The organism is Flavobacterium sinopsychrotolerans (genome assembly GCF_900110375.1).
In the GTDB taxonomy this organism is placed as follows: domain Bacteria; phylum Bacteroidota; class Bacteroidia; order Flavobacteriales; family Flavobacteriaceae; genus Flavobacterium; species Flavobacterium sinopsychrotolerans.
The window spans coordinates 17,187-39,653 of record NZ_FODN01000006.1 but is presented as its reverse complement, the minus strand read 5'-3'; the positions used below and the strand labels follow the sequence as shown (position 1 = coordinate 39,653).

At 32.8% G+C, this 22,467-nt stretch carries 20 protein-coding genes; 4 read left to right on the top strand and 16 right to left on the bottom strand.

Annotated elements, in window-relative coordinates:
• Positions 1-130: 130 nt before the first annotated feature.
• The 3 genes from BMX64_RS11255 to BMX64_RS11245 all read right to left on the bottom strand — a co-directional run bounded on the left by BMX64_RS11255 (position 131) and on the right by BMX64_RS11245 (position 4,539).
• Positions 131-1,435, bottom strand: coding sequence for an NAD(P)/FAD-dependent oxidoreductase (locus BMX64_RS11255; RefSeq protein ID WP_091171892.1), 1,305 nt, complete (start codon positions 1,433-1,435; stop codon positions 131-133).
• 329 nt (positions 1,436-1,764) lie between these two features.
• Positions 1,765-3,396 carry a hypothetical protein gene (locus tag BMX64_RS11250; protein ID WP_091171891.1) on the bottom strand — a complete coding sequence of 544 codons (1,632 nt, stop codon included), beginning with the start codon at positions 3,394-3,396 and terminating at the stop codon, positions 1,765-1,767.
• 6 nt (positions 3,397-3,402) lie between these two features.
• The gene (locus BMX64_RS11245; protein ID WP_091171889.1) at positions 3,403-4,539 is read right to left on the bottom strand and encodes a hypothetical protein; all 1,137 of its coding nucleotides are present in this window, start codon (positions 4,537-4,539) and stop codon (positions 3,403-3,405) included.
• A gap of 234 nt (positions 4,540-4,773) precedes the next feature.
• Here BMX64_RS11245 and BMX64_RS11240 point away from each other — a divergent pair, with 234 nt between their 5' ends.
• Together BMX64_RS11240 and BMX64_RS11235 are read left to right on the top strand one after the other, a co-directional pair.
• Positions 4,774-5,277: an RNA polymerase sigma factor gene (locus BMX64_RS11240; RefSeq protein ID WP_091171887.1), complete on the top strand. Its 504-nt coding sequence runs from the start codon at positions 4,774-4,776 to the stop codon at positions 5,275-5,277.
• On the top strand, positions 5,274-5,879 hold the full coding sequence (locus tag BMX64_RS11235; protein ID WP_091171885.1) for a hypothetical protein: 606 nt from the start codon (positions 5,274-5,276) through the stop codon (positions 5,877-5,879). Before BMX64_RS11240 ends, BMX64_RS11235 begins: the two co-directional genes overlap by 4 nt.
• 28 nt (positions 5,880-5,907) lie before the next feature.
• On the opposite strand, the gene BMX64_RS11230 is transcribed toward BMX64_RS11235, so the two are convergent.
• Complete coding sequence (locus tag BMX64_RS11230; protein WP_091171884.1) at positions 5,908-6,717, bottom strand: lysophospholipid acyltransferase family protein; 810 nt, start codon at positions 6,715-6,717, stop codon at positions 5,908-5,910.
• Between the two features lie 140 nt (positions 6,718-6,857).
• The gene (locus BMX64_RS11225) at positions 6,858-7,499 is read right to left on the bottom strand and encodes an NUDIX hydrolase (RefSeq protein ID WP_091171883.1); all 642 of its coding nucleotides are present in this window, start codon (positions 7,497-7,499) and stop codon (positions 6,858-6,860) included.
• Between the two features lie 93 nt (positions 7,500-7,592).
• On the opposite strand from BMX64_RS11225, the gene BMX64_RS11220 reads away from it, so the two are divergent.
• On the top strand, positions 7,593-8,033 hold the full coding sequence (locus tag BMX64_RS11220; protein WP_091171882.1) for a DUF4268 domain-containing protein: 441 nt from the start codon (positions 7,593-7,595) through the stop codon (positions 8,031-8,033).
• A gap of 89 nt (positions 8,034-8,122) precedes the next feature.
• Here the strand turns inward: BMX64_RS11220 and BMX64_RS11215 are convergent, their stop codons facing one another.
• The 6 genes from BMX64_RS11215 to BMX64_RS11190 form a co-directional block, all read right to left on the bottom strand.
• Positions 8,123-8,533, bottom strand: a complete 411-nt coding sequence (locus BMX64_RS11215) for a hypothetical protein (RefSeq protein WP_091171881.1) — start codon at positions 8,531-8,533, stop codon at positions 8,123-8,125.
• A gap of 3 nt (positions 8,534-8,536) precedes the next feature.
• Positions 8,537-9,481 carry an NAD(P)H-dependent flavin oxidoreductase gene (locus BMX64_RS11210; protein WP_091171879.1) on the bottom strand — a complete coding sequence of 315 codons (945 nt, stop codon included), beginning with the start codon at positions 9,479-9,481 and terminating at the stop codon, positions 8,537-8,539.
• A 15-nt stretch (positions 9,482-9,496) separates the two neighbouring features.
• Positions 9,497-11,110, bottom strand: coding sequence for a S8 family peptidase (locus tag BMX64_RS11205; RefSeq protein ID WP_091171876.1), 1,614 nt, complete (start codon positions 11,108-11,110; stop codon positions 9,497-9,499).
• Positions 11,111-11,236: 126 nt separating this feature from the next.
• A complete protein-coding gene (gene mnmA, locus BMX64_RS11200; protein WP_091171874.1) occupies positions 11,237-12,424 on the bottom strand; it encodes a tRNA 2-thiouridine(34) synthase MnmA in 1,188 nt (395 codons plus the stop codon).
• A gap of 465 nt (positions 12,425-12,889) precedes the next feature.
• A complete protein-coding gene (locus tag BMX64_RS11195) occupies positions 12,890-13,510 on the bottom strand; it encodes a murein L,D-transpeptidase catalytic domain-containing protein (protein ID WP_244273287.1) in 621 nt (206 codons plus the stop codon).
• A gap of 310 nt (positions 13,511-13,820) precedes the next feature.
• Complete coding sequence (locus tag BMX64_RS11190) at positions 13,821-14,534, bottom strand: toxin-antitoxin system YwqK family antitoxin (protein ID WP_091171872.1); 714 nt, start codon at positions 14,532-14,534, stop codon at positions 13,821-13,823.
• Positions 14,535-15,000: 466 nt separating this feature from the next.
• Here BMX64_RS11190 and BMX64_RS11185 point away from each other — a divergent pair, with 466 nt between their 5' ends.
• A complete protein-coding gene (locus tag BMX64_RS11185) occupies positions 15,001-15,966 on the top strand; it encodes a fasciclin domain-containing protein (protein WP_091171870.1) in 966 nt (321 codons plus the stop codon).
• Positions 15,967-16,015: 49 nt separating this feature from the next.
• On the opposite strand, the gene yidC is transcribed toward BMX64_RS11185, so the two are convergent.
• The 5 genes from yidC to BMX64_RS11160 all read right to left on the bottom strand — a co-directional run bounded on the left by yidC (position 16,016) and on the right by BMX64_RS11160 (position 22,390).
• Entirely contained in the window at positions 16,016-17,920 is a 1,905-nt protein-coding gene (gene yidC / locus BMX64_RS11180) for a membrane protein insertase YidC (protein ID WP_091171869.1), read from the bottom strand.
• 65 nt (positions 17,921-17,985) lie between these two features.
• Positions 17,986-19,599: a CTP synthase gene (locus tag BMX64_RS11175; protein ID WP_091171867.1), complete on the bottom strand. Its 1,614-nt coding sequence runs from the start codon at positions 19,597-19,599 to the stop codon at positions 17,986-17,988.
• A gap of 142 nt (positions 19,600-19,741) precedes the next feature.
• Complete coding sequence (locus tag BMX64_RS11170; protein ID WP_091171865.1) at positions 19,742-19,972, bottom strand: DUF3820 family protein; 231 nt, start codon at positions 19,970-19,972, stop codon at positions 19,742-19,744.
• 79 nt (positions 19,973-20,051) lie between these two features.
• Positions 20,052-20,453, bottom strand: a complete 402-nt coding sequence (locus tag BMX64_RS11165; RefSeq protein ID WP_091171864.1) for an OsmC family protein — start codon at positions 20,451-20,453, stop codon at positions 20,052-20,054.
• Positions 20,453-22,390 carry a LysM peptidoglycan-binding domain-containing protein gene (locus tag BMX64_RS11160; RefSeq protein ID WP_091171861.1) on the bottom strand — a complete coding sequence of 646 codons (1,938 nt, stop codon included), beginning with the start codon at positions 22,388-22,390 and terminating at the stop codon, positions 20,453-20,455. Before BMX64_RS11160 ends, BMX64_RS11165 begins: the two co-directional genes overlap by 1 nt.
• Positions 22,391-22,467 lie beyond the last annotated feature (77 nt).

The following is a 22,467-nucleotide window of genomic DNA, read 5'->3' as shown; positions in this document are numbered from 1 at the left end:
GAGAATTTAGAGTGCTATTTAAATGAGTTAATTTGGTTTTTATCGCATGATATTGTAAGTAAAAAAGTTAAAGTCGAATGACAAACAACTCAAAAATACTTTCGACATTTGACTTTAAGATTTTCGACAATTACACTTCATCACTCGTAAAAGTCGTAAAACTTTTCTTTTTGTAAGGTCTAATGATTAATCTTCCTTCTCGATCAAAACGAATGTAATTGTAGACCCAATTCAGGAATACGACGGCTTTATTTTTGAATCCAATAAGGGAAAATAAATGCACAAACATCCAGACAAACCAGGCAAAAACGCCATTAAAATGGTATTTAGGCAAATCGACCACCGCTTTATTTCTTCCTATGGTTGCCATCGAGCCTTTGTCATTGTATTCGAAAGCTTCCATGGGTTTGTTTTCAATTAATTTTATTAAGTTTTCGCCCAATAATTCTCCTTGCTGCATCGCAGGTTGAGCCATCATTGGATGTCCCTGCGGATAAGTTTCGGATTCCATAGAAGCAATATCGCCTACGGCAAAAATATTTTCGTAGCCCGCCACTTGATTGTATTCATTAACCCGTATGCGTTCTACTTTTTCGACCAAAGATTTTGCATCCAATCCCGCAACAATAGCGCCTTGAACGCCTGCGGTCCAGATTACGGTGGCGGTTTCAAACGTTAAATCGGAATTTGTCGTTATCGTGCGTCCGTCATAATTAGTTACTCGGACGTTTTTCCAGATTTTTACACCCAAACTGGTTAAAAACTCCTCGGCAGCTTGAGAAGATTTCTCACTCATTGTATTAAGAATCCTATCACCACTTTGAATCAAATTGATTTCCATTTTGGCAATATCAAGATCGGGATAATCTTTTTGCAGAATGGCTTTTTTCATTTCGGCCAGAGCCCCTGCAAGCTCTACTCCTGTTGGTCCGCCACCTACAAGTACAAAATTGATGAGACTGTTTTGTTCGACTACATCGGTAGTCAAAACGGCTTGCTCAAAATTTTCAAGAATCAAACTTCTTATATTAAGCGATTGCGGTATGGTTTTCATAGCCATACTGTTGCGCTCAATTTCTTTGTTGCCAAAATAATTGGTTTTGGAACCCGTGGCAATAACTAAATAATCATAAGTTAATTCCCCAATTTCGGTAATTATTTTTTGGTTTTTAGTGTCTATTTCTTGGACATTAGTGAGCCTAAAATAGACGTCATCGTATTCCTGAATTACTTTTCTGATTGGGTATGCTATGGAACCGGCTTCGAGACCGCCTGTGGCTACTTGATATAATAAAGGTTGAAAAGTATGATAATTGTGTTTATCTAAAAGAACAACCTGAACTTTTTTATTTTTTAGTTTTTTGGCTAATGCGATTCCTGCGAAGCCACCTCCTATAATTACTATTCTGGGTAAAGTTGAATTTGGGATGTTCATATAGTTTGAATTTCTAAATTTCAAAGATACAATGTTTATTGATTTTCTTTTTGCGTAGTTTTTTAGTTTTTACTCCTATTTTTTTCAAGCATACGAATTTCGATAGCTTTCGAGACAGACCAAATGAAATGACGTACTTTTTTTGAAGTCGATTTATCGATTAGCTTCCGCAATGATTGTGTAACTTTTCACACTAAAACAAACTGTTTTAGCATTCCGTTTTTAAAAAAGTACAAACACCCGTAAAACTTAAAAAAATCATTTTAAAAAAAGGGCTATCTTTTTGAGATAGCCCTTTTTTTAAAATAATTTTTTAATAGAAAACAAAATTATGAATTCCCACAAAATTCTGTATAGTCATCATACATTTTAATATATGTCTCTTTGTTTTCAAAGTCATAAACACCTTTATCGATACTTTCAATCATTTTCGGACAATCAGAAAAATATTCTTTTAATGCTTTTCTTCTTCCAAGAAAAACCGGAGGAGTAAAGAATTCATCTTGAGTTGGTTTCTTCAAAGAATAATCATCCTGAGGAAAGAACTCGTGGTACAATGAAACTTTAGCTCCTTTTTTAACCTCTTCAAACAATGAATATCTTTTTGTATTTGTTTCTACTTTATCTACTGCAGCACCAACTGAAACAAGAGGAACTCCTCTTCCTGCTTTACCTACAATATACATTCTACCTTCATTATCTTTAATATTAACAACCTTTTTCAAGTTTGTTTTTTTAGGTTTTTTCTCCCCTTCAACATAAATTCTAACACTGCTTTTTTCTGAACCAATACCGTCCATCATAGATCTAAGTCCAGATACTGTTTGCTCTGTTCTTAAGTCAACCAATTCCGGAAAATCACTGATGATTCTGACTTTCCCTTTAAATACTTCAGAATCTACATTTAAAACTTCACCATCAAATTCTGCATATCTAAATGCTGTAGCTGATTTTTTGTAAGAAGCTAAAACTGGCTCTGCTTGAATAGCTTCAATTGTAGATGCTTTTTCAGTAATCTTTTTATACCTATCAATTTCCTCGATAACTGTCGTCAAATAAGGATAATCTGTTCTCATACCTAAAAAGCTTTTTTCATTTTCTTTTACTCCAGGCATATATTTATTAGCCTCATCAATCTGACCTAAAAGTATGTTTGTAGCAACCAAATTATAGTTTGCAGTAAACCTAACTTTTTTAGCTAAATCTTCATCTTCTTTATCTTGAAAAGCAACAAATTCTTTCCAGTAATTTTGCGCTTCTCCAAATAAATCTAACCAGTTTTCTCTATCCACATCCACCAAATTAGGTAGAACCTGAACGGATGTATTGAACTCGTCAGTATTGAATTTTGATTTTGATTTTTTCTTCTTTTCAATATCAACGTATTTCAAATTGCTAATTGCAGGACCATACAGGTAAAAACCTTCAAACTCAGCAATCATTGCATTAAAGTTATCGTTTACTATTTTGTAACTCAATCTCTCATAAGTTTCTGTTGGATTTGTAACATACATACATACTTTAGGAGTCGTGTATCTTTTGTAAATTACTTTTCCTGATTTGTCTGAGATTTCTAAATTAGACTCTAAACCAATATAATAAGCAGGTGCTTTTTGGTAATACGTTTCTAAATAATCCTCATCATTAACTAACTCAAAGCGAGTTAAATTATATTTTATTTTAAAATCGCCATCATTAGTTTTTTTCAAACCTGAAATAAAAAAGTTTGAAGTAAATTTTTCTGCCGAAAAAGGTACTTTTTTAATATTATAACTATTCTCTAAACCTGGAGACAGTTCTAAAATCAATTCGTATGATTTGTATTTTCCATATTGAGTGTCAACCGGCGGAACAGGACCACGTAAATTTAGTCTGTTTGTAGCCTCCATCGCTTGACCGCAGACAGTCTGATTTATACCAGTAAGTACCAGTAATAAAATAATTTTCGTAAAATTTCTCATGTATTTCTATTTAAGTGCGGGGTTATGTGTACTATTTGTTTTTGCTGCTTTAAAACTTGCAATTAATTTATTTGCTCTTTCAATAAGTCCTTTTCCATCACTTTTATCGTAATCATTAGCAATTAATTTCTCAGATTCAGCGATTGCTTTTTCTGGCTCGTCAAGCATTAAATAAATTACAGCTAAATTGTAGTAAGCAGAATATCTCATTTTACGAGAAGGTTTACTGTCTTCAGCATATTTCGTTTTCAAAGAATCAAAATACTCAATTAAAGGCTGTATGTTTGATTTTAGTTCATCAATAGGCTCATCAGCCTTCATACTAGCGAACAAAAATTTAACTGCCTGAACTGTTTCGGTTTGAGTTTTTCCCTCTTCATTTTTAGCATCCAAAATCCAAAGAATTTCATTATCATTTTTAGGTTTGAAACCGTAAGTATAATTAATATTTCTGCTGAAATTAGCTAAAGAATTATCGGCAAAATCTCTAAGAGTTTGATCGCGAATAGCTGTTTTATTGAGATTAAAATCATCAATTGGTGCTGATGGATCTGTATATTCTTTTGATTTATACTCTAACTCACCATTAAAACTAATATTAAAACCGTCTTTCGAAGCCGTTGTATCTTTCTTTATAACTACATTTTTCAAAAATCTGTTATTTGCTACAGAAGCTTGTTTTGCTTTTTCTTCTTCAATCTGTTTTTCAGAAATTGGTGTCGGAGTAATTGGACCTTTTACTTTAGCATATCCTCTTGTCGCATATTTTGCAACAACATAATAGTACACTTTTCTACTAATTACTCGGCCATCTTTGTCTTTTTTTTCATCAACTCTTGTTTGAGGAGAAACTCCTTTTTCAACAAAATCTTCTAAATTAAGTTCAACATCAACTGTACCGTTTTGATCTACTTTTTTCCAGCCAATTATATTTATCTTTTCATTTAAATTTATTGGATTTAGATAAGTTTGTAAAGCGCCGCCTAATTTTACCCTTGATGAGAAAGTTCTTTTTTCGAAAGGAATAGGCTCTTTAGGAAGTATTTGATAGCTAACACCGAAATAAAAATGGTCAAGGTCTACTTTTTGAGCTTTTGAACTTAAAAAGGACATGAAGAATACAAGGAGTATAATTTTTTTCATAAATTAAATAATAATAATAATAATAATACTTGCAAAACTATTCATTATATCTTTTAAAAGCAAGTTTAAATTCTTACAAAAAAAAACTTAAATAAATTAAGAATACTTTTAAAAATCAAATAATAGTTAAAACTTAGATTAGAATAGATTTTTAAAATAAATTATTGAATCTGTACTACTAATAAAAATGCACTTTTTTGTAACAAAAACCAGTTTGGACTTACTAACGTATATATGAGTGATAATCTAGAACATTCTTTTGTAAAGCAGTTGCAGGAAAATCAGAATATAATCCACAAGATTTGTAGGTTGTATACTAATGGCGATGATGCACACAAGGATTTGTTTCAGGAAATCACGATACAGTTGTGGAAGGCTTTTCCAAAATTTAGGGGTGACAGCAAATTTTCTACTTGGGCGTATCGAGTCGCACTGAATACAGCGATTACTTTGTACCGAAAAACAAAACGATCCATAAATACTATCGAATTTGAAGGACGACAACATTTCCTGAATGATGTGGAATACGACTATGAAGAGGAAGAACAATTAAAATTAATGTACAAAGCGGTTTACCAGTTGAATGACATTGAAAAAGCATTGATATTTATGTACCTGGAAGACAAGGACTATCAGGAAATATCGGAAACATTAGGGATTAGCGAAGTAAATGCTAGGGTGAAAATGAATAGAATAAAAGGGAAATTAAAGAAAATATTAAATCCATTAGGAATATGAAAGAGCTGGATTTATTAAAAAAAGACTGGCAGAAGAGTGATAATTCTTTTGAGCAGGTATCAGAAATCGAAATTTATAAAATGATCCATAAAAAATCATCTTCGATTGTGAAGTGGATTTTTATTATTAGCATTATTGAATTTGTAGTATTAAATTCTTTGAGTTTTTTACTTCCTGATGAAAAGATGAGTAAATCTGAAACAATTGAGATTTTTATTACTGTTTTAGATTATTTAAGTTATGGTGTAGCATTATTCTTTATGTATTTATTCTATAAGAATTATCGCTCTATATCAGTGACTTCAAATACTAAAAAATTGATGGAATGCATTTTAAACACACGTAAAACAGTCCGTTATTATATAGGATATAATTTGTTTCTTGTGTTTTTTGTTGCTGTACTATTATTATCAACTGAAATCCTAATTAAATCCGTAACAAACCATGATGACGGAGCTAGAATATTTTTCAAATGTATTCTAATGTTAGTTTTCATAATTATTATGGTAGGTATTGTATGGCTTTTCTATCAATTGATTTATGGTATTTTATTAAAAAAACTGAATAGAAATTATGCAGAATTAAAGAAAATCGATCTATAAAAAAAGAGGCAATTGCCTCTTTTTTAATTTAATATTCCCATTTTCTTAATCGGTTCAATTCTTCTTGCTCCTTTATAATTTCAGATGGAATGACTTTTAGGAATGAAGGATGTTGCTCAATTGCATACTCCACTTTTTCTACAATTTCTTCAATGGTATCATTATCATAATCAATGTCCAGTGGTTCTTTGATGATAAAAGATTGCAGGATTCCTTTCTTCTTCATGCGTAGTCCTTTTTTATCAAACGAGCGACGAAAACCATCTATAACAATAGGCACTACAATAGGTCTGTGCAGTTTGATAATATGCGCTGTTCCTTTACGAACAGGCTTGAACGATTTTGTTGTTCCTTGTGGAAAAGTGATTACCCAACCGTCATGTAAAGCTATTTTTATATTTTCAGTATCATCAGGGTTAATATCTTTTTTCTCCTGAACATCAACTCCTTTAGCACGCCAAGTCCGCTCTACAGAAATTGCTCCGGCATACGCCATAATTCTTGGTAATAATCCCGCCTGCATGGTTTCTTTGGCTGCTACATAGTAGATATTCATTTTAGGTTGCCACAAATAACAAACATTCTTAATAGTATCATCGCGACCGCTCAAACTTGCATTAAAAACATGAAACATGGCTACTACATCCGCAAAATAGGTTTGGTGATTGGAAATAAAAAGCACGTTAGTATCCGGTAAATTTCTAATAATTTCTGAACCTTCAATTTGCAATTCATTAAATCCTCTATACCGTCTGTGTGTGATGGTACCAAAGATTCGGATTAGCCATTTTTTTATAAATAATATGTGTCCGAAAGGATTTCTCTTCAACAATCCCATAAAATTGTGTGTTTTTTTGTGAATTTGGATTACAAACTTACGAAATTTATATTTGAAGTTGATTGCTGAATTAAATAGAATCCATTTGGAAATTATTGCAAATTAAATGTACCCTAAAATCACTAAAAAAAAGAAATATCTCAGCCTAAAACTTCCTTTAAAACTTCTTTTAATTCACTCAACATCATTGCTGTAGCGCCCCAAACAATATGTTCCTCAATTTTGAAAGCTGGAATACTGATGCTGTCAGCATAAGAAGTTGACAAATTTGTATCCACCACAATCGCATCGCTCAAGAAAGTAGACAATGGTAATTCGATAATACCAGCCACTTCAGATGGCTGGGGTAAAAATACAAGTTCTTCCTTACTGATACCCAAAAAGGGATGCACCATAAAGTTACTTGCCGGAATATATAATTCTGTAAATGGTTTAAGAATTTCTATTTTATCTGGATGAATCCCCACTTCTTCATGTGTTTCTCGAAGTGCCGTTTCAGCAAAATTTTCATCTTCTAATTCATATTTTCCTCCTGGAAATGCAATTTGAGCCGAATGAACTCCTTTGTAAGAGTTCCGAACAATCAATACTAAGTGCGTTCTTTCTTTTTTAGGATAAAAAAGCATCATCACAGCCGCAATTCTAGGTTTTTTATCACCAAAATCAATATTTCTCAAGCTTTCCAGTCGCTCTAAAGGTGCCATTTTAATATGCGCATCTAATGCAGGAAGCCTAGCATCGATTAATTTAGGAACAAACCGTAAAAATTCTTGAAAATCCATAATCAAAGTCTATTTTTGCACACTGAAATTTAATATAAATATAATTTAGAAAATACAGTTGCACAAATTTTCTAGTACCAAAAGTCATTTCTAATGTACAGCAAAGAAGAAACACAAAGATTAAAGCGAGAATTCTGGATTGCATTTGCAGAAAAATATCCGCGTAAATGGGTGTTGTATGACACTAAAATCAAGGATTTCTCTTTTAAATTTTATGTAGATAATAAAAAAGCTCAAGTTCTAATAGATATTGAGCATCGAAGCGATGAAAAAAGAATTGCTTATTTTGAAAAACTCGAAGCTTTAAAAAACATTCTCGAAGAAGAATTTATCAAAGACTTGATTTTCGAGAAGGAACACACGCTGGAGAGTGGCAAAACAATCAGTCGAATTTGGGTTGAAAAATTAGGCGTTGGGGTCAGTAATAAAAACTATTGGGATGAAATATTTGATTTTTACAACGAAAAAATGAATGCTCTCGAAATGTTTTATTTGGAATATGATGCGTTTATCAAAGACATCGAAAAGCTTTAAATAGTAAAAAGACTCCAGACTTAAATAATAAATACATTAATTTCAGTAGTTTACACGTTCAAATCAGTACACTTCGATTTATCCTGATTTTACATGTTGAAAATATTATAGACAACAATCCTATTGTCATAATTGATATACAATTGTTTCCTGTTATCTTGCTTTTTCCTGGTAATAATTGAAAGCGTACAATTGACTCCTTCATTATCTTTACAAGAAAAAGAATATACAATATCAGTATAATTTTCTTCAGTTGCTTGATAATCAACAATTTCAAATAGTTGAATAATTTTTGAATAAACTACAATTCTGTTTTTATTAGTATCCAGAGTAACTAATATATTAACCAGATTCAAATCAGACCAATTGCCCCACTTTCCCTTTTCATTTTTTTCTAAAACACTAAAGCCCGAGGTTTTAAACTTATAATTTTGTCCATAAGAATGTTGCAATCCTAATACTAAAAAAAACAAGACGATATATATTTTTGTTTTATTCATTGTTTAAAAATCAAAATTTAGTACTTCTTGCCTAGCAGTTTGAAAATCGATTATCATCTCCTTAATGATTTCTCCAGCTGGCTTTATTTCGTGAATAATCCCTGCTATTTGTCCTATTTCTAATTCTCCTTCCACTAAATCACCTTCGAACATGCCTTTTTTTGCTCTTGCTCTTCCTAATAAAACAACTAAATCTTCCTTTGTTGGACATTTTTCATATAAATCCTGAACATCTTGATAAAATTTATTTTTAATTAAGCGAACTGGAGCGAGTTCTTTCAGAGTCAATTGTGTATCGCCTTCCTTAGTATTTATGATAGTTTCCTTGAAATTTTCATGAGCTGATGATTCCAAAGATGCTGCAAATCTACTTCCAACCTGAACTCCATCTGCACCAAGAATCATAACGGCTAACATACCGCGACCAGTAGCAATACCTCCTGCAGCAATAAAGGGAATTTTTATTTTTTCTTTCACTATAGGAATAAGCGTAAGGGTGGTAGTTTCTTCTCTTCCGTTATGTCCGCCAGCTTCAAAACCTTCGGCAACAATAGCATCAACGCCTGCTTCTTGAGCTTTTAAAGCGAATATTGAACTGCTGACCACATGTACAACAGTTATGCCATTTTCCTTTAAATATGAAGTCCATGTTTTAGGATTTCCAGCCGAAGTAAAAACGATTTTTACGCCCTCTTCAACAATGATTTTCATGATTTCTTCGATGTTGGGATACAACATTGGAACATTAACCCCAAAAGGTTTTGAAGTGGCTTTTTTACATTTCTGAATGTGTTCGCGTAACACTTCAGGATACATGGAACCAGCGCCAATCAATCCCAAACCTCCTGCATTACTGACGGCACTTGCTAATTTATATCCACTGTTCCAAATCATTCCTCCTTGAATAATTGGATATTTAATTTTAAAAAGTTCTGTGATTTTATTCATGTGGTATTAATGCTGTTATTGTTTTACTATTTTTCCCGTTTTAGAGAAACCAATAGATTCCATTTTATAAAGATACATTCCTTTTTCAAGAGATTTCAATGAAATAATTGATGATTGAGAGGTTATTTTTTGTTCTAAAATTTTCTGTCCTAGCAAAGTGTATAAAAAAACGGTTCCCATTTCGAACTTTGCCGGTAAAGCAACCGAAACAAAATCACTTGCAGGATTGGGATAAATTATAAAATCATCTTTCGAAAAAGATGTTGAAGCTAATCCATTGCTCACCGCCAATCCAAAATCTGGGATTCCATATCCATATTGATTATTTGGCACCGAAAATTTATCGGATGATTGTATTATTAATGCTCTGATTTCCTGATTTGTTTTTTGTGGAAACGCCTGCCATAAACAAGCTACCATTCCCGCCATGATTGGACCCGAAAAAGAAGTTCCGTTTGCCGTTACAATATTCCCTGCTGCATCTGAAACTACTGCGGCTTGCCCTTGTGCCATGACATCCGGTTTTATCCTTCCGTCAAAAGACGGCCCTGTTGAACTGAATGAAGTTATTGTTTCAGAAGCAGTTACTGCACCAACAGAAAGTACAGAAACAGCATCCGCAGGAACAGCAATATGTGGATCTGATGAATTTCCTGAATTACCCGCCGAAGTCACTAAAATCATTCCTCGGCTAAATGCAATTTCAGCACCGCGAGACATAAATGCTGTTGCGCCATTCATTTCACTGAAGGTATGATTGTAAGCCTCGTTATCAAAATCAAAATAACCCAAAGAAGTATTTATAATATCTACCCCTAAACTATCTGCTTTTTCTGCAGCTTCGACCCAAAGGGATTCTTCCACAGGATTCTCAGAGGTGTCATCTTCTGTTATAAATAAATAATAAGAGGCATCAGGCGCCGTTCCCACTAACGAATTTTCTTTGTATCCGCCCATTGAGGAAAGCACAGATGTCCCGTGAGAAGCCCCAGTGTAAAAATTTGAATCTCTGAGAACAAAGTTATAACCACCCAAAATTTGGTCATTATCTCTTAATCTTTGAAAAGGCTGTGTGGTATTTACTCCCGGATAACCAGCATCCATTACGGCAATTACTTTTCCTGATCCAGTATAATTCTGTTGGTGTAACAGTTGTCCATTAAGCATCTGGATTTGATTCGATGAGGATCCATAAGCATAGTCAATTTTAGTTTTCTTAGTTTTATTTCCCTTTTTTACCTTCGTGGATTTTGCAATTTTTCCCAATTGATTTAACGATTTGTCCGCAAAATCAACTTTAGTGACAAAAGAAAATAGGGCTAACGAATTTATAGCCGCTTGTTGCCCTCGAACATGAATTGCGTTGAGCCATTTGGATTTTGCCATTACAGTAATTCCTGCAACTGATTTTATTTGACTGATATAAGTTGCTTCTACTGGAATATCTTTATAATCTAGGGCAATATTTTGATTGGCTCTTCTGTCCAATGCTCTTTGAGAGAGCATATTTAATGGTGAATCAGAAAAAAACTTAGAATTGGGTTTTGCATTAAAATATACCCAAGCATCCTGTTGTGAAAAACCTGAAGTAGTAACGATTAGTAAAAGAAATAAGTAAAATTTCATCATAGTAACTTTATTTATCAAGCCAAAAATATACTAAATTTCAATAGTTTGAAACAAGATTGCAATTTTTTATTCCACTCCTACTTATATCAAAGGAAACGTTTATTGAAATTAAAATAAAGCACTAAACTAAGAAATTACACCAGAACCAACTAATTCTTCACCTAAATACCAAGCTGCAAATTGCCCTTCGGTTATGGCAGATTGTGGTTCATCAAAAGCCACGTACATTTCATTTTCGAACTGATGTAAAGTCGCACTTTGCAAAGGTTGTCTGTAGCGTATTCTTGCCATAACATCCATAGTTTCTCCATCGGCCAAAGCCAAATCTTTGCGAATCCAATGTACTTCATCTTTTTCAATACGCAATGCTTTCTTAAATAATCCGGGATGCTGACTAGATAATCCGGTATATATCGTATTCGTTTCCACATTTGTGGCTATAATAAATAATGGATCCGTTGTTCCTCCTACATTTAATCCTTTTCGTTGTCCAATAGTAAAATAATGGGCCCCTTGATGCTTCCCTACTACTTTCCCCATTTGTGGCGTATACGGAATTTTTCTTGCTTCTGATTTTAAAGCATCCTCAACACTTATTCCTTCTTGTATTTCAGAACTGTAAACAGGATCATTTTTATCTATTTGAATTATAATCCCATCTTTGGGCTGCAATTTTTGTTGCAAAAATTCCGGCAAACGTACTTTTCCAATAAAACATAAACCTTGCGAATCTTTCTTTTCGGCAGTAATCAAATCCATTTTAGCGGCTATTTCACGAACCTCAGGTTTTGTTAATTCTCCAATAGGAAATAAAGATTTAGCCAATTGCTCTTGTGATAATTGACATAGAAAATACGACTGATCTTTATTAGTATCTGCACCGGCTATTAATTGATAAATCGTTTCTCCATTCTTTTCGATTTCCGTTTTCTGGCAATAATGTCCTGTGGCTACAAAATCAGCACCCAAATTCAAAGCAATTTTCATGAAAACGTCAAATTTTATTTCACGGTTACAAAGTACATCGGGGTTTGGAGTTCTCCCTTTTTCATATTCACTGAACATATAGTCCACGATTTTCTCTTGGTATTCCTCGCTTAAATCAACAGTTTGAAATGGAATTCCTAATTTTTCGGCAACAAGCAATGCATCATTACTGTCTTCCAGCCACGGGCATTCATTAGAAATAGTGACTGAATCGTCATGCCAATTCTTCATAAAAAGACCTATTACTTCATATCCTTGTTCTTGCAACAAATAAGCTGCAACACTTGAATCTACACCTCCGGAAAGTCCTACAACAACACGCTTCATCTTCAAAAAATTATAATTTTATAAGGGTCCAAAGTTACAAAAGATTTGCAAGAGTATTTGTTATCTATAAAGTTAATTGTTATCCAATTTTGTTACATTTCCACAACCGCAAATCCTTATTTTACAGATCAAAAATGCATTCAATATGAAATGAAAATTTGAATCAGATGTTAATTCATTTGAATTAGAAACAAATAAAGACCAGTCTATTTTGCTTTTTTTAATTACATTCTTCCCTAAAATAGTCAACGGAATAATTTGAAAAAAGTGCGGCTACTGTTCCTGAATGATCCATTTTAGAAAGTGTCAAAAATGTTATTGAAGCAACTTCTGTAAATAATTGGATTCACAGAAGGTTTCAATCAGTCGCAGAATATTTGCTTTAAAATAAAACGCTAATCAAAAAACCTCATTCAGAATTTCTGGAATGAGGTTTTTTGATTAGCGTTTTAACTTTTTGTGTTATCAATAGAAAATATCTAAAATGATATTTGTTTTTGAATTATCAATTAACTTTTCAATTCTTTTATAAAATTCCACATTTATCATTGGACAGCCAAAACTTTTACAAATTGGACTCTCCTGCTCACCAAAAGGTACTTTAAAATATTTATGAAGAACAATATTTCTCGCAAAAGCTTTATTATTTGTTTCCTCCAATCCGAATAATTTATATGATTTTCCAAATTGCCCATTATAGCTGGATCCTACACTGTACTTGCCTAATGAGGTAGAAAGGGAATTAGGTTCATTACTAAAAATCAGTTCGCCTTCAGTTTTTGTTTGTGAGCCAATACCATGAGCAACCAAACCTTGATCGATTATTACATTGTTCTTTAAGTCGTAGACAAAAAATCTATTTTTCCCAGACATAATCTTCATATCAATAATGAAAGCGATTTCATTATTATATTTAGAATTATTGACAATGAATTTCTTAATATTTTTTGCTCGGTTAAAAAGTTTTTCCTCTGTAGCATTATTAAACACAGAAATTATGGAACTATCATTAGTGTTTTTTGACAAAATTTTGATACTAAACATCAACATTACAATTGACATTAAAACAAAAAAAAGTTTTTTCATTTTATCGATATTACGTTTTATTTATCTAAAATATTTAAGGGCTACAGACACTTTTATGAACTCAATGCAATACTATACCAAAACAAAGCTAGTACGTTTTCATTAAAATTCATAAATTAAATTTCGCAAAAATAAACCTTTTACACAATATCAACATACTCATTAGCAATTAATTAACAAGTAAAAAATTGAATTATTCGTCTTGTTAAATTTATCCATTAAGAATTTGAATAAAAATAAATCTATTATTAAATCATAACTAATTTTACCGAAAATTATTTCATCTCAAACAATTAATCTTTTAAAAAAATTACAATTTAGATTTTGTTGCATTTTCAGGAAAGCTCATATTCATTTCTTTTACTAGTTTTCCTTTCTCAAAAAACTGCCAAATTCCAGCTTTCTTTCCATTTACAAATTGCCCTTTAGAAACCGTGTTCCCATTAGAATCTCTAAAGATTGCCAAACCGCTATATTGATCATTCTTGAAAATAGACTCTTCAAGTACAATTCCATTCTCCGTATATTTTTTATAAAAACCATTTTTAAAATTATTTTTATAACTAATTTCTTCTGCAATTTTACCATTTGAATAAAAAACGGTTCGCAAACCTTCCAACTTACCTTTACTGTAGTATTCCGTTGTCATTATATTTTTAGAGGCTAGATGGTAATATTTCCATTGTCCTTCAAATAGTTTATTGACCACTTTACCCTCACTGACTTTATTTTTATTCTGATCATAAAAAATGGTATAAGCCGAATTGTCTTTTGTATTAAATTCCCTGGCAGCAATTATAGATTTAGCTTTGGTGTCATCAAAAAAATTAAAAATTCCTATTTCTTTTCCGTGCTCAAAAGTCCCTTCATATCTTGGGCGTTTAGATTCATCATAAAACCCTTTCCATACTCCGTGCTTTTTCCCTTTTGTATCTAATTTATTAAAATCGGTTTGCGACACAACATTTTGGCTGAAAAGCGCAAAAATCAAAAAGGCAAAAAAACTAATCTGATATTTTTTCATTACTACTTTGTATTTAGTTCACACTTTAAAACTGAGAATCTTCTTTTTTATTTTAACAAAAATACAAATTTATTAGAGTTGGTGCTAGCTCTATTATTTTACAAATAATATACACTATTCTTTTAAGTCAACGCAAAATATACAGAAAATTTTAAATTTAAAATCCAACCATTTCCCTTAGTGTTATTCAGATAAATATCTCAACAAATGTTTAAAATAAATCATATTATAAATTGTTTAAGCATTCTGTTAATTTTTTATCATCAATAATGTATTAAAACAATCTAAAAAACCCTATAATACTGAATAGCAGTTGTTTAATCACATTTTATAATGTCAAAATAAAAATTAAACAACTTAAAAAAAAATAATAAATTTTCATATTGTTTATTACTTTTAAATAAAAACTAAACAAATATAGAAATCAATTTACTAATTTAGAGGAAACAAATAAACAACAAACACTATGAAAAATGTATCAAAAATTAGAAATTTAGCCGTGATTGCTTTGTTTGCATTCATGACAGTATCGTGCGACGATGACGACAATACAGTTGTAGTTGTAGACAATACCATTACAGGAAAAGCAGTTGCAACTGCCAATTTAAGTATATTAGTACAAGCACTTACCAAAGCCGAATTAGCAACCACTTTGAAAGGAGCAGGTCCATATACTGTTTTTGCACCAACTAATGAAGCCTTTACCGCTTTTCTAGCTACAACTCCTTATGCTACAATAAATGATGTACCAAAAGAAGCATTAACACAAATTTTGTTAAATCATGTCGTAACTGGTGCTGTAAAATCAACTGATTTGACTACAGGTTACATCAAGACTTTAGCAACGGGTACCGCCTCCACAACGAATACCTTGAGCATGTATGTCAATACATCAGCAGGAGTAAAACTGAATGGAATTGCTACAGTCACCACTCCTGACATCATGGCTTCAAATGGTGTAATCCACATTGTTGATAAAGTTATTGATTTGCCAACCATTGTCACTCATGCTGCGGCAAATGCTAATTTTAGTACTTTAGTTAGTGTACTAAATCGATCGGGCCAACCTAATTTTATAACTGCATTATCCGCAATAGGTCCGTTTACTGTTTTTGCTCCTACAAATGCTGCCTTTACTTCATTAGATGCCGAACTTGCTCCTGGAGGAATTGCAGGCGTTTCAGCAGCAAACTTGACTAAAGTTCTACAATACCATGTGGTAAGTCCAGCTAATGTTTTAGCAGCAAGTTTAACCGAAGGACAAATTGTAACTCCAATTTTGACACCAGCTCAAACCTTTACAATCCAACTTACTGGTGGCGCAAAAATTAAAGATGCGAACAACAGAATTTCAAATATTATTATTGTTGATGTCCAATGCTCCAATGGAGTAATTCATGCCATTGATAAAGTATTATTGCCGATTCTGTAATTTTTTGAACAAAAAAAAAGCTCTCAAAATTGAGAGCTTTTTTTATGAATTATTTTTTCTTCTGTTGTGCTTTTTGAGCTTCGGCTTGTTCCATCACTTCTTGCAATTTTTTCTGGAATTTACCTTGTTTCTTCGGCTCTTTCAATTTGTTCTCTTGAATTTGAGCATGAATTTTATCACTATCAATAAAGTATCGTTTGATGACAATCATAATTCCAATGGTAATTAGATTCGAAATAAAGTTATACAAACTCAATCCTGCGCCATAACTATTAAAGAAGAACAACATCATTATTGGCGAAACATAAATCATGATTTTCATCATCTTGGCCATATCCGGCATACCTTCTTGTTGCGGAGCAGCCATTTGTTGGTCACCAGAAGTCATTTTCATATAGAAGAAAATAGCAATCGAAGCCAAAACTGGAAACAAACTGATGTGATTTCCGTAAAAAGGAATATAAAAAGGCAAACGGATAATTTCGTCAAAAGAAGATAAATCATCTGCCCAAAGGAAACTTTTTTGTCTCAACTCAAATGCCGATGGAAAAAACTGAAACGAAGCATACATAAAAGGAAGTTGAATCAGTGCTGGAATACAACCTGCCATAGGATTCACGCCCGCTTTGTTATACAACTTCATAGTTTCCTGTTGCTTTTTCATTGGGTCTTTTTTGAATTTTTCTCCCAACTCGGTGATTTCAGGACGCAATACTTTCATCTTCGCTTGTGACAAGAACGATTTAAAAGTGATAGGCGACATTGCGATTTTTATCAAAATCGTAAAAACGATAATCGCAATTCCGTAAGCAATGTAAGAACTTAAAAATCCGAATAATGGAATAAAAATAAATTTATTGATCCATCCAAAAATACCCCAACCTAAAGGAATAATCTTGTCTAAATTTTTATCATACTCTTTTAAAGTTTTGTAATCCGTCGGACCAAAATACCAACTCATTTTGTGGTCTAATTCACCATTGGTAAACGCCAAAGGAATATTTGCTTTAAACTGTTTCGTAAAAGTAGTATCTACTTTTTCATCTAAAACCAATTTGGTAGATTTTAAAGATGATTTAGCAAAAGGAGTATTTGTTAATAATATAGTTGAAAAAAAGTGTTGTTTAAAAGCTATGTATTTAACATTTTCAGGAATCTCCTCTTTATCTTTTCCATCGCCCACATAATCAAATTTTTCATCTCCATATTCAAAATAAAGAAGTGTATACCTGTCTTCATAAGAAACACTTTTCTCATTTCTGTAAGTTTTCAAGTTCCATTCTAAATCCAATGGTTTTGCTGTATTCAATACTTTTTTCAATCCTTGAGAACGAATATCAAAACCAATCATATAATCGTTTGGTTTCAAAATATATTTGTATTCCAAGAATTCATTGGCTCCAGCTTTCAATTTCATGGATAATATCTGATCCGCTCCAACTTTCGTTAAAGTAGGTTCAAAATACAAGTCTTTAGAATTCAAAGTACGGTTATCACTAGTCAGCAATTGCACATTTAAATTGGCATTGTTGTCTTTTACCAATTGAACTAATTGTCCGGAACCTTTCTTGAACTTCTCGAATTGCTTCAAAGTCGCTTCAACAATATAACCTCCTTTATTGGCGATTGTCAGCTTCACCAAATCATTTTCGATAGTGGTAACACCAGCTTTCGCAGAAGGAAGTGTCGCAGAATAAGCAAAATTCCCTAGTGTTTTTTGCAATTGCGCCAGTTGAGTAGAATCTCCAGTTGTTGCCACTGCAACCGTAGCTTTTGCCACAGTTTTTTGTTCTAACTCCTTAGCTTTAGCTTCTCTAATCAACAACTCTTTTTGTGCTTTTTCAGCCGCCACCACTTTTGGGTCAGGTTGATTTTGATACATGATAAAAATCAAAATACCAAAAATTAATGCAAAACCGATAATCGAATTGAGGTCGAATTTTTTTTGTTCCATTATTATATTTAAAAAAGTTTAATCTATTAGTATGAAATTTAATGATTTGTTTCAAAAAACAACAACTATTTTTTCTTTGCCTGAACGGCTGCTGCCACAAAATTCACAAAAATAGGATGCGGATTTGCAACCGTACTTTTATATTCCGGATGGTATTGTACCCCAATGAAAAATGGATGATTTTCTATTTCTATAATCTCCACCAATCCGGTATCAGGATTTACTCCAGAAGCAATCAATCCTGCATTTTGTAATTGCGCAACGTAATTGCTATTGTACTCATAACGGTGACGGTGACGTTCCGAAATCGTTTCTTTTCCGTATATTTTATAAGCCAATGAATCTTTTTTGATGTCACATTTCCATGCACCAAGACGCATTGTTCCTCCTTTATCAGTAACTGTTTTTTGCTCTTCCATAAGGTTTACCACCGGATGCGCAGTGTGTTCATTCATTTCGGTAGAATTAGCATCAGCATAACCCAGAATATTTCTTGAATATTCGATGATTGCCATTTGCATTCCCAAACAAATTCCGAAGAACGGCACTTTATTTTCACGAGCATATTGCACTGCTGCAATTTTCCCTTCAATTCCTCTTTCTCCAAAACCGGGAGCAACCAAAATTCCATCTAAACCAGAAAATTTCTCGCTTATGTTGTTGGCATCAATGTGTTCTGAATGAATTGAAATCACATTCACTTTGGTTTCATTTGCAGCACCAGCATGGATAAACGCTTCCAAAATAGATTTGTAACAATCCTGCATTTCAACATATTTCCCAACTAAACCGATATTCACGGTATGTTTTGGATTTTTTAACCTACGTAAAAAAGTATTCCAGTTTTTTAAATCCGGAGCCGCTTTTTTAGGCAAATCTAATTTTTTCAACGCAACGACATCAAGTCCTTCTTCCAACATTAAATTTGGCACTTCATAAATAGTCGAAGCATCGATAGACTGGATAACCGCCTCTCTTTTTACATTACAAAACAAAGCCAGTTTATTGCGTAATTCTTCAGAAATTTCGTGTTCTGTTCTGCACACTAAAATATCTGCTTTTATCCCGCTTTCCATCAACGTTTTTACGGAATGCTGCGTCGGTTTTGTTTTCAACTCACCTGCGGCAGCCAAATAAGGCACCAAAGTAAGGTGAATTACAATTCCGTTGTGCTCTCCCAATTCCCAAACTAATTGACGAACAGACTCTATATAAGGTAAGGATTCAATGTCTCCTACCGTTCCACCAATTTCAGTGATGACAATATCATAATCGCCGGAATTCCCCAACAACTGCATTCTTTCCTTGATTTCATTGGTGATATGAGGCACGACTTGTACCGTTTTACCAAGAAATTCTCCTCTTCTTTCTTTTTCAATAACCGAAAGATATATTCTTCCAGTGGTCACATTATTCGCCTGAGAAGTAGGAACATTTAAGAAACGCTCGTAATGCCCTAAATCCAAATCCGTTTCAGCACCATCATCGGTCACATAACATTCCCCATGTTCATAAGGATTTAATGTCCCTGGATCTACATTAATGTACGGGTCAAACTTTTGGATGGTTGTTCTATATCCTCTTGCTTGTAACAATTTTGCCAAAGATGCTGCAATGATTCCTTTCCCTAAAGAAGAAGTCACACCGCCAGTAACAAAAATATATTTCGTTTGATTCATTCTGTTGTTGTTTGTGTTGTAGTTGTGTAAAAAAACGTGGCAAAAGTACAAATTTAATTGGATTTTCAGATTATTAGATAACCTGATTATCCGAAAATATTTTTTCTATTACCCGAATATTTGCAAAGCCTACTAATCTGAATTATGGTTTTGGGTATCGTTTCTTTATATTTCGAATTAATTCTTCAAGACCGTTGAGTTTTAATTCATAAATAAGTTGCAATTGCTCCCCTAGTTCTCCTTTTGGAAAACCTTTATTGCTATACCAAACAATATAATATTCCGGAATATCGATAAGAAACCATCCCTCATATTTACCAAACGGCATTTTAGTGTGGGCCAGCTTAATGAGTTGTTTTTGATTTTGATCCATTTTTTTTTAATAAAAAAGAAGCAAGAAATAAAAAGCATTAATACCTTTTATTTCTTGCCTCAAGCTTCTCGAATCTATTTTATTTCCAATCAAAAGTGATTCGTTTCTCGATTTCAGGATGCAAACTTAAGAAAACAGGACAGCTCATGGCGGATCTTTCCAGAATAGTTTTATTCTTTTGATCTGTGGTTCCTACCATATCAAAATAAATTTCTATTGCTCCAATGCGTCTTGGTTCTGCATTCATAATTTTAGTGACAGCAGCAGTCGAACCTTGTAAATCAACATTCATTTCACATGCTTTTATTCCCATAATAGTCATCATACAACTTGCCAAAGCATTTGCTACAGTATCGGTTGGAGAAAAAGCCTCTCCTTTCCCGTTATTATCTAAAGGCGCATCTGAAAGGATTTCCGTCCCTGACTGCAAATGCATTGAAGAGGTTCTTAAATCGCCTAAGTAGGTTACTTTTGATGTCATTAGTTTGCTTCTTTGATAGTTAGATCCGTGTCATAATATAAGATATAAATTCCTCTATTACTATAACCTCCATCTGATTTTTTGTAAAACTCAAACTTGTTATCCACTTGTTCTGTGGCAGTAGAATCAACCGTTTCTTGATATTTTTTATTTTGTGACAATCGCATCATAGTATCAAAAGTAATATCAAATCCGCGTGTTGCAAAGGCACTTGGATATATCTTATTTTTCTTTTTAAATTCTTTTTCGAAAATCAGAGCCTCCGGAGATTCATTCTCACGAGTTATGGAAGGATATGTCAGTTTCAATTTGGCCAAGTTAGACACATTAATTTCATCCGTATCCAATGTCTCGTTTGGTTCCAAAATAACTAACTGCACTTTGTAAATTGACATAGAACTCAACATCGCGGCTATTGTCGACTTTATCATTCCCGTATTTCCGGTTTCCATCACCACAAAGTTTATTTTATCTTTTACAAACAAACTTTTTAAATTTTCGGCAGATACGCTTCCATTTGCGCTAAGCGATGAAAATTTTACATCTTTATGATTTTCTTTAATGAACTGTATTACCGATTCTTTTTTCTTATCAACTACCGCTACAATATTCCCTCCTTTGGAGCGCATGTAATCAAACATGGCGTTTTTGACTGCATCAGGAGCGGGAATGGATTGAAAAATATTAGCGTATGATACACCCGAATCTTTTGACAAAGGTGAAATTACAGGAACTTGATTCTTAATTAATAATTCAGCAGTTTTCTCTACATTACTTTGATAGAAAGGTCCAATTATGGCATCCGAATTTTCTAAATTATTACTATATATCAGAGAAGCAACATTGGAACTATTTTTAGTCTCCTGAGAATCCAATATCTTCACCTCTATATTAAGTCCTAATGTTCTGGCAGAATCAATGGCCACCAAAGCTCCTGCATAAAAATCCAAAGTCATGTTCAAGAATTTGTCTTTTTTCAAGCGCATTGCCATCGAGTTAACGGTATCTCCTTCAATTTTTGAAACATTAAAAGGCAAAAGAAGCGCTAATTTTTTTCTGGAAGTAATGCCCGTACTTTTTGATAATTCCGTGTACTCTTTTTTAGTTTCCGGAGAAATTGCAATTGTTGACGGAACTTTCAAACTCATTCCTTCTACAACTCCCTCAGACAATGCAGGATTCAGAATAATTAATTCTTCCTGACTCATGCCAAACATTTTTGACAAACTATAAAGTGTTTCTTTCGATTTCACTACATAATTCAAATAATTGATTGCGGAAGTAGTCGGTACAGGATTTGAATTTACAATTTCTTTTTTAGACTCTGAAACTACTGTCTTGTCTCCTTTTGGCGCATTTCCTTTTACTAACAATTTAAACCCTTCGGGTAAATTAGAAACAACTTCAGGATTTTTACGCTCTAATTCTTGAATCGTAATTCCATATTGTTTGGCAATTGAATACTTTGTTTCTTTAGGAAGCACATAATGATAGACCACTTTTTCTAAAGTGACAGGACTATTCTTTTGAACTTTATTAGAGGGAATAGTTAACGTCTGCCCTATTTGCAGCCCTTCTTTTTCAAGAAAAGGATTGGCTTTTTTCAATAATTCGTCAGAAATTCCATATTTTTTTTCTATACCATACAAAGTCTCTTTTGGCGCTACTTGATGGGTTACAGACGGAGTACTTTTTTTGGCTTGAACTACCACTTGCTTTCCAGAATTTTGAGGAATTAACAAGATTGTATTGGGTTTCAAACCACTTTGTGCATCTGGATTTAATTGATAAATATCATAAGGTGTAACTTTATATTTTTGCGCAATTTGATTTATAGTTTCTCCTTTTGTTACATTATGTTGTATCACTTTATTTTGAGTGTGACCCGGAAAAGAAATAAAAAAAAGAACAACAAAGAATGTTAAAAAATATTTCATGCTTAGTGTAATAAATTAATTTTTAGTTTTTGTAAAATTAGTAATGAACTTTAAAAAGAGTAGTTAATTGTTTCCTA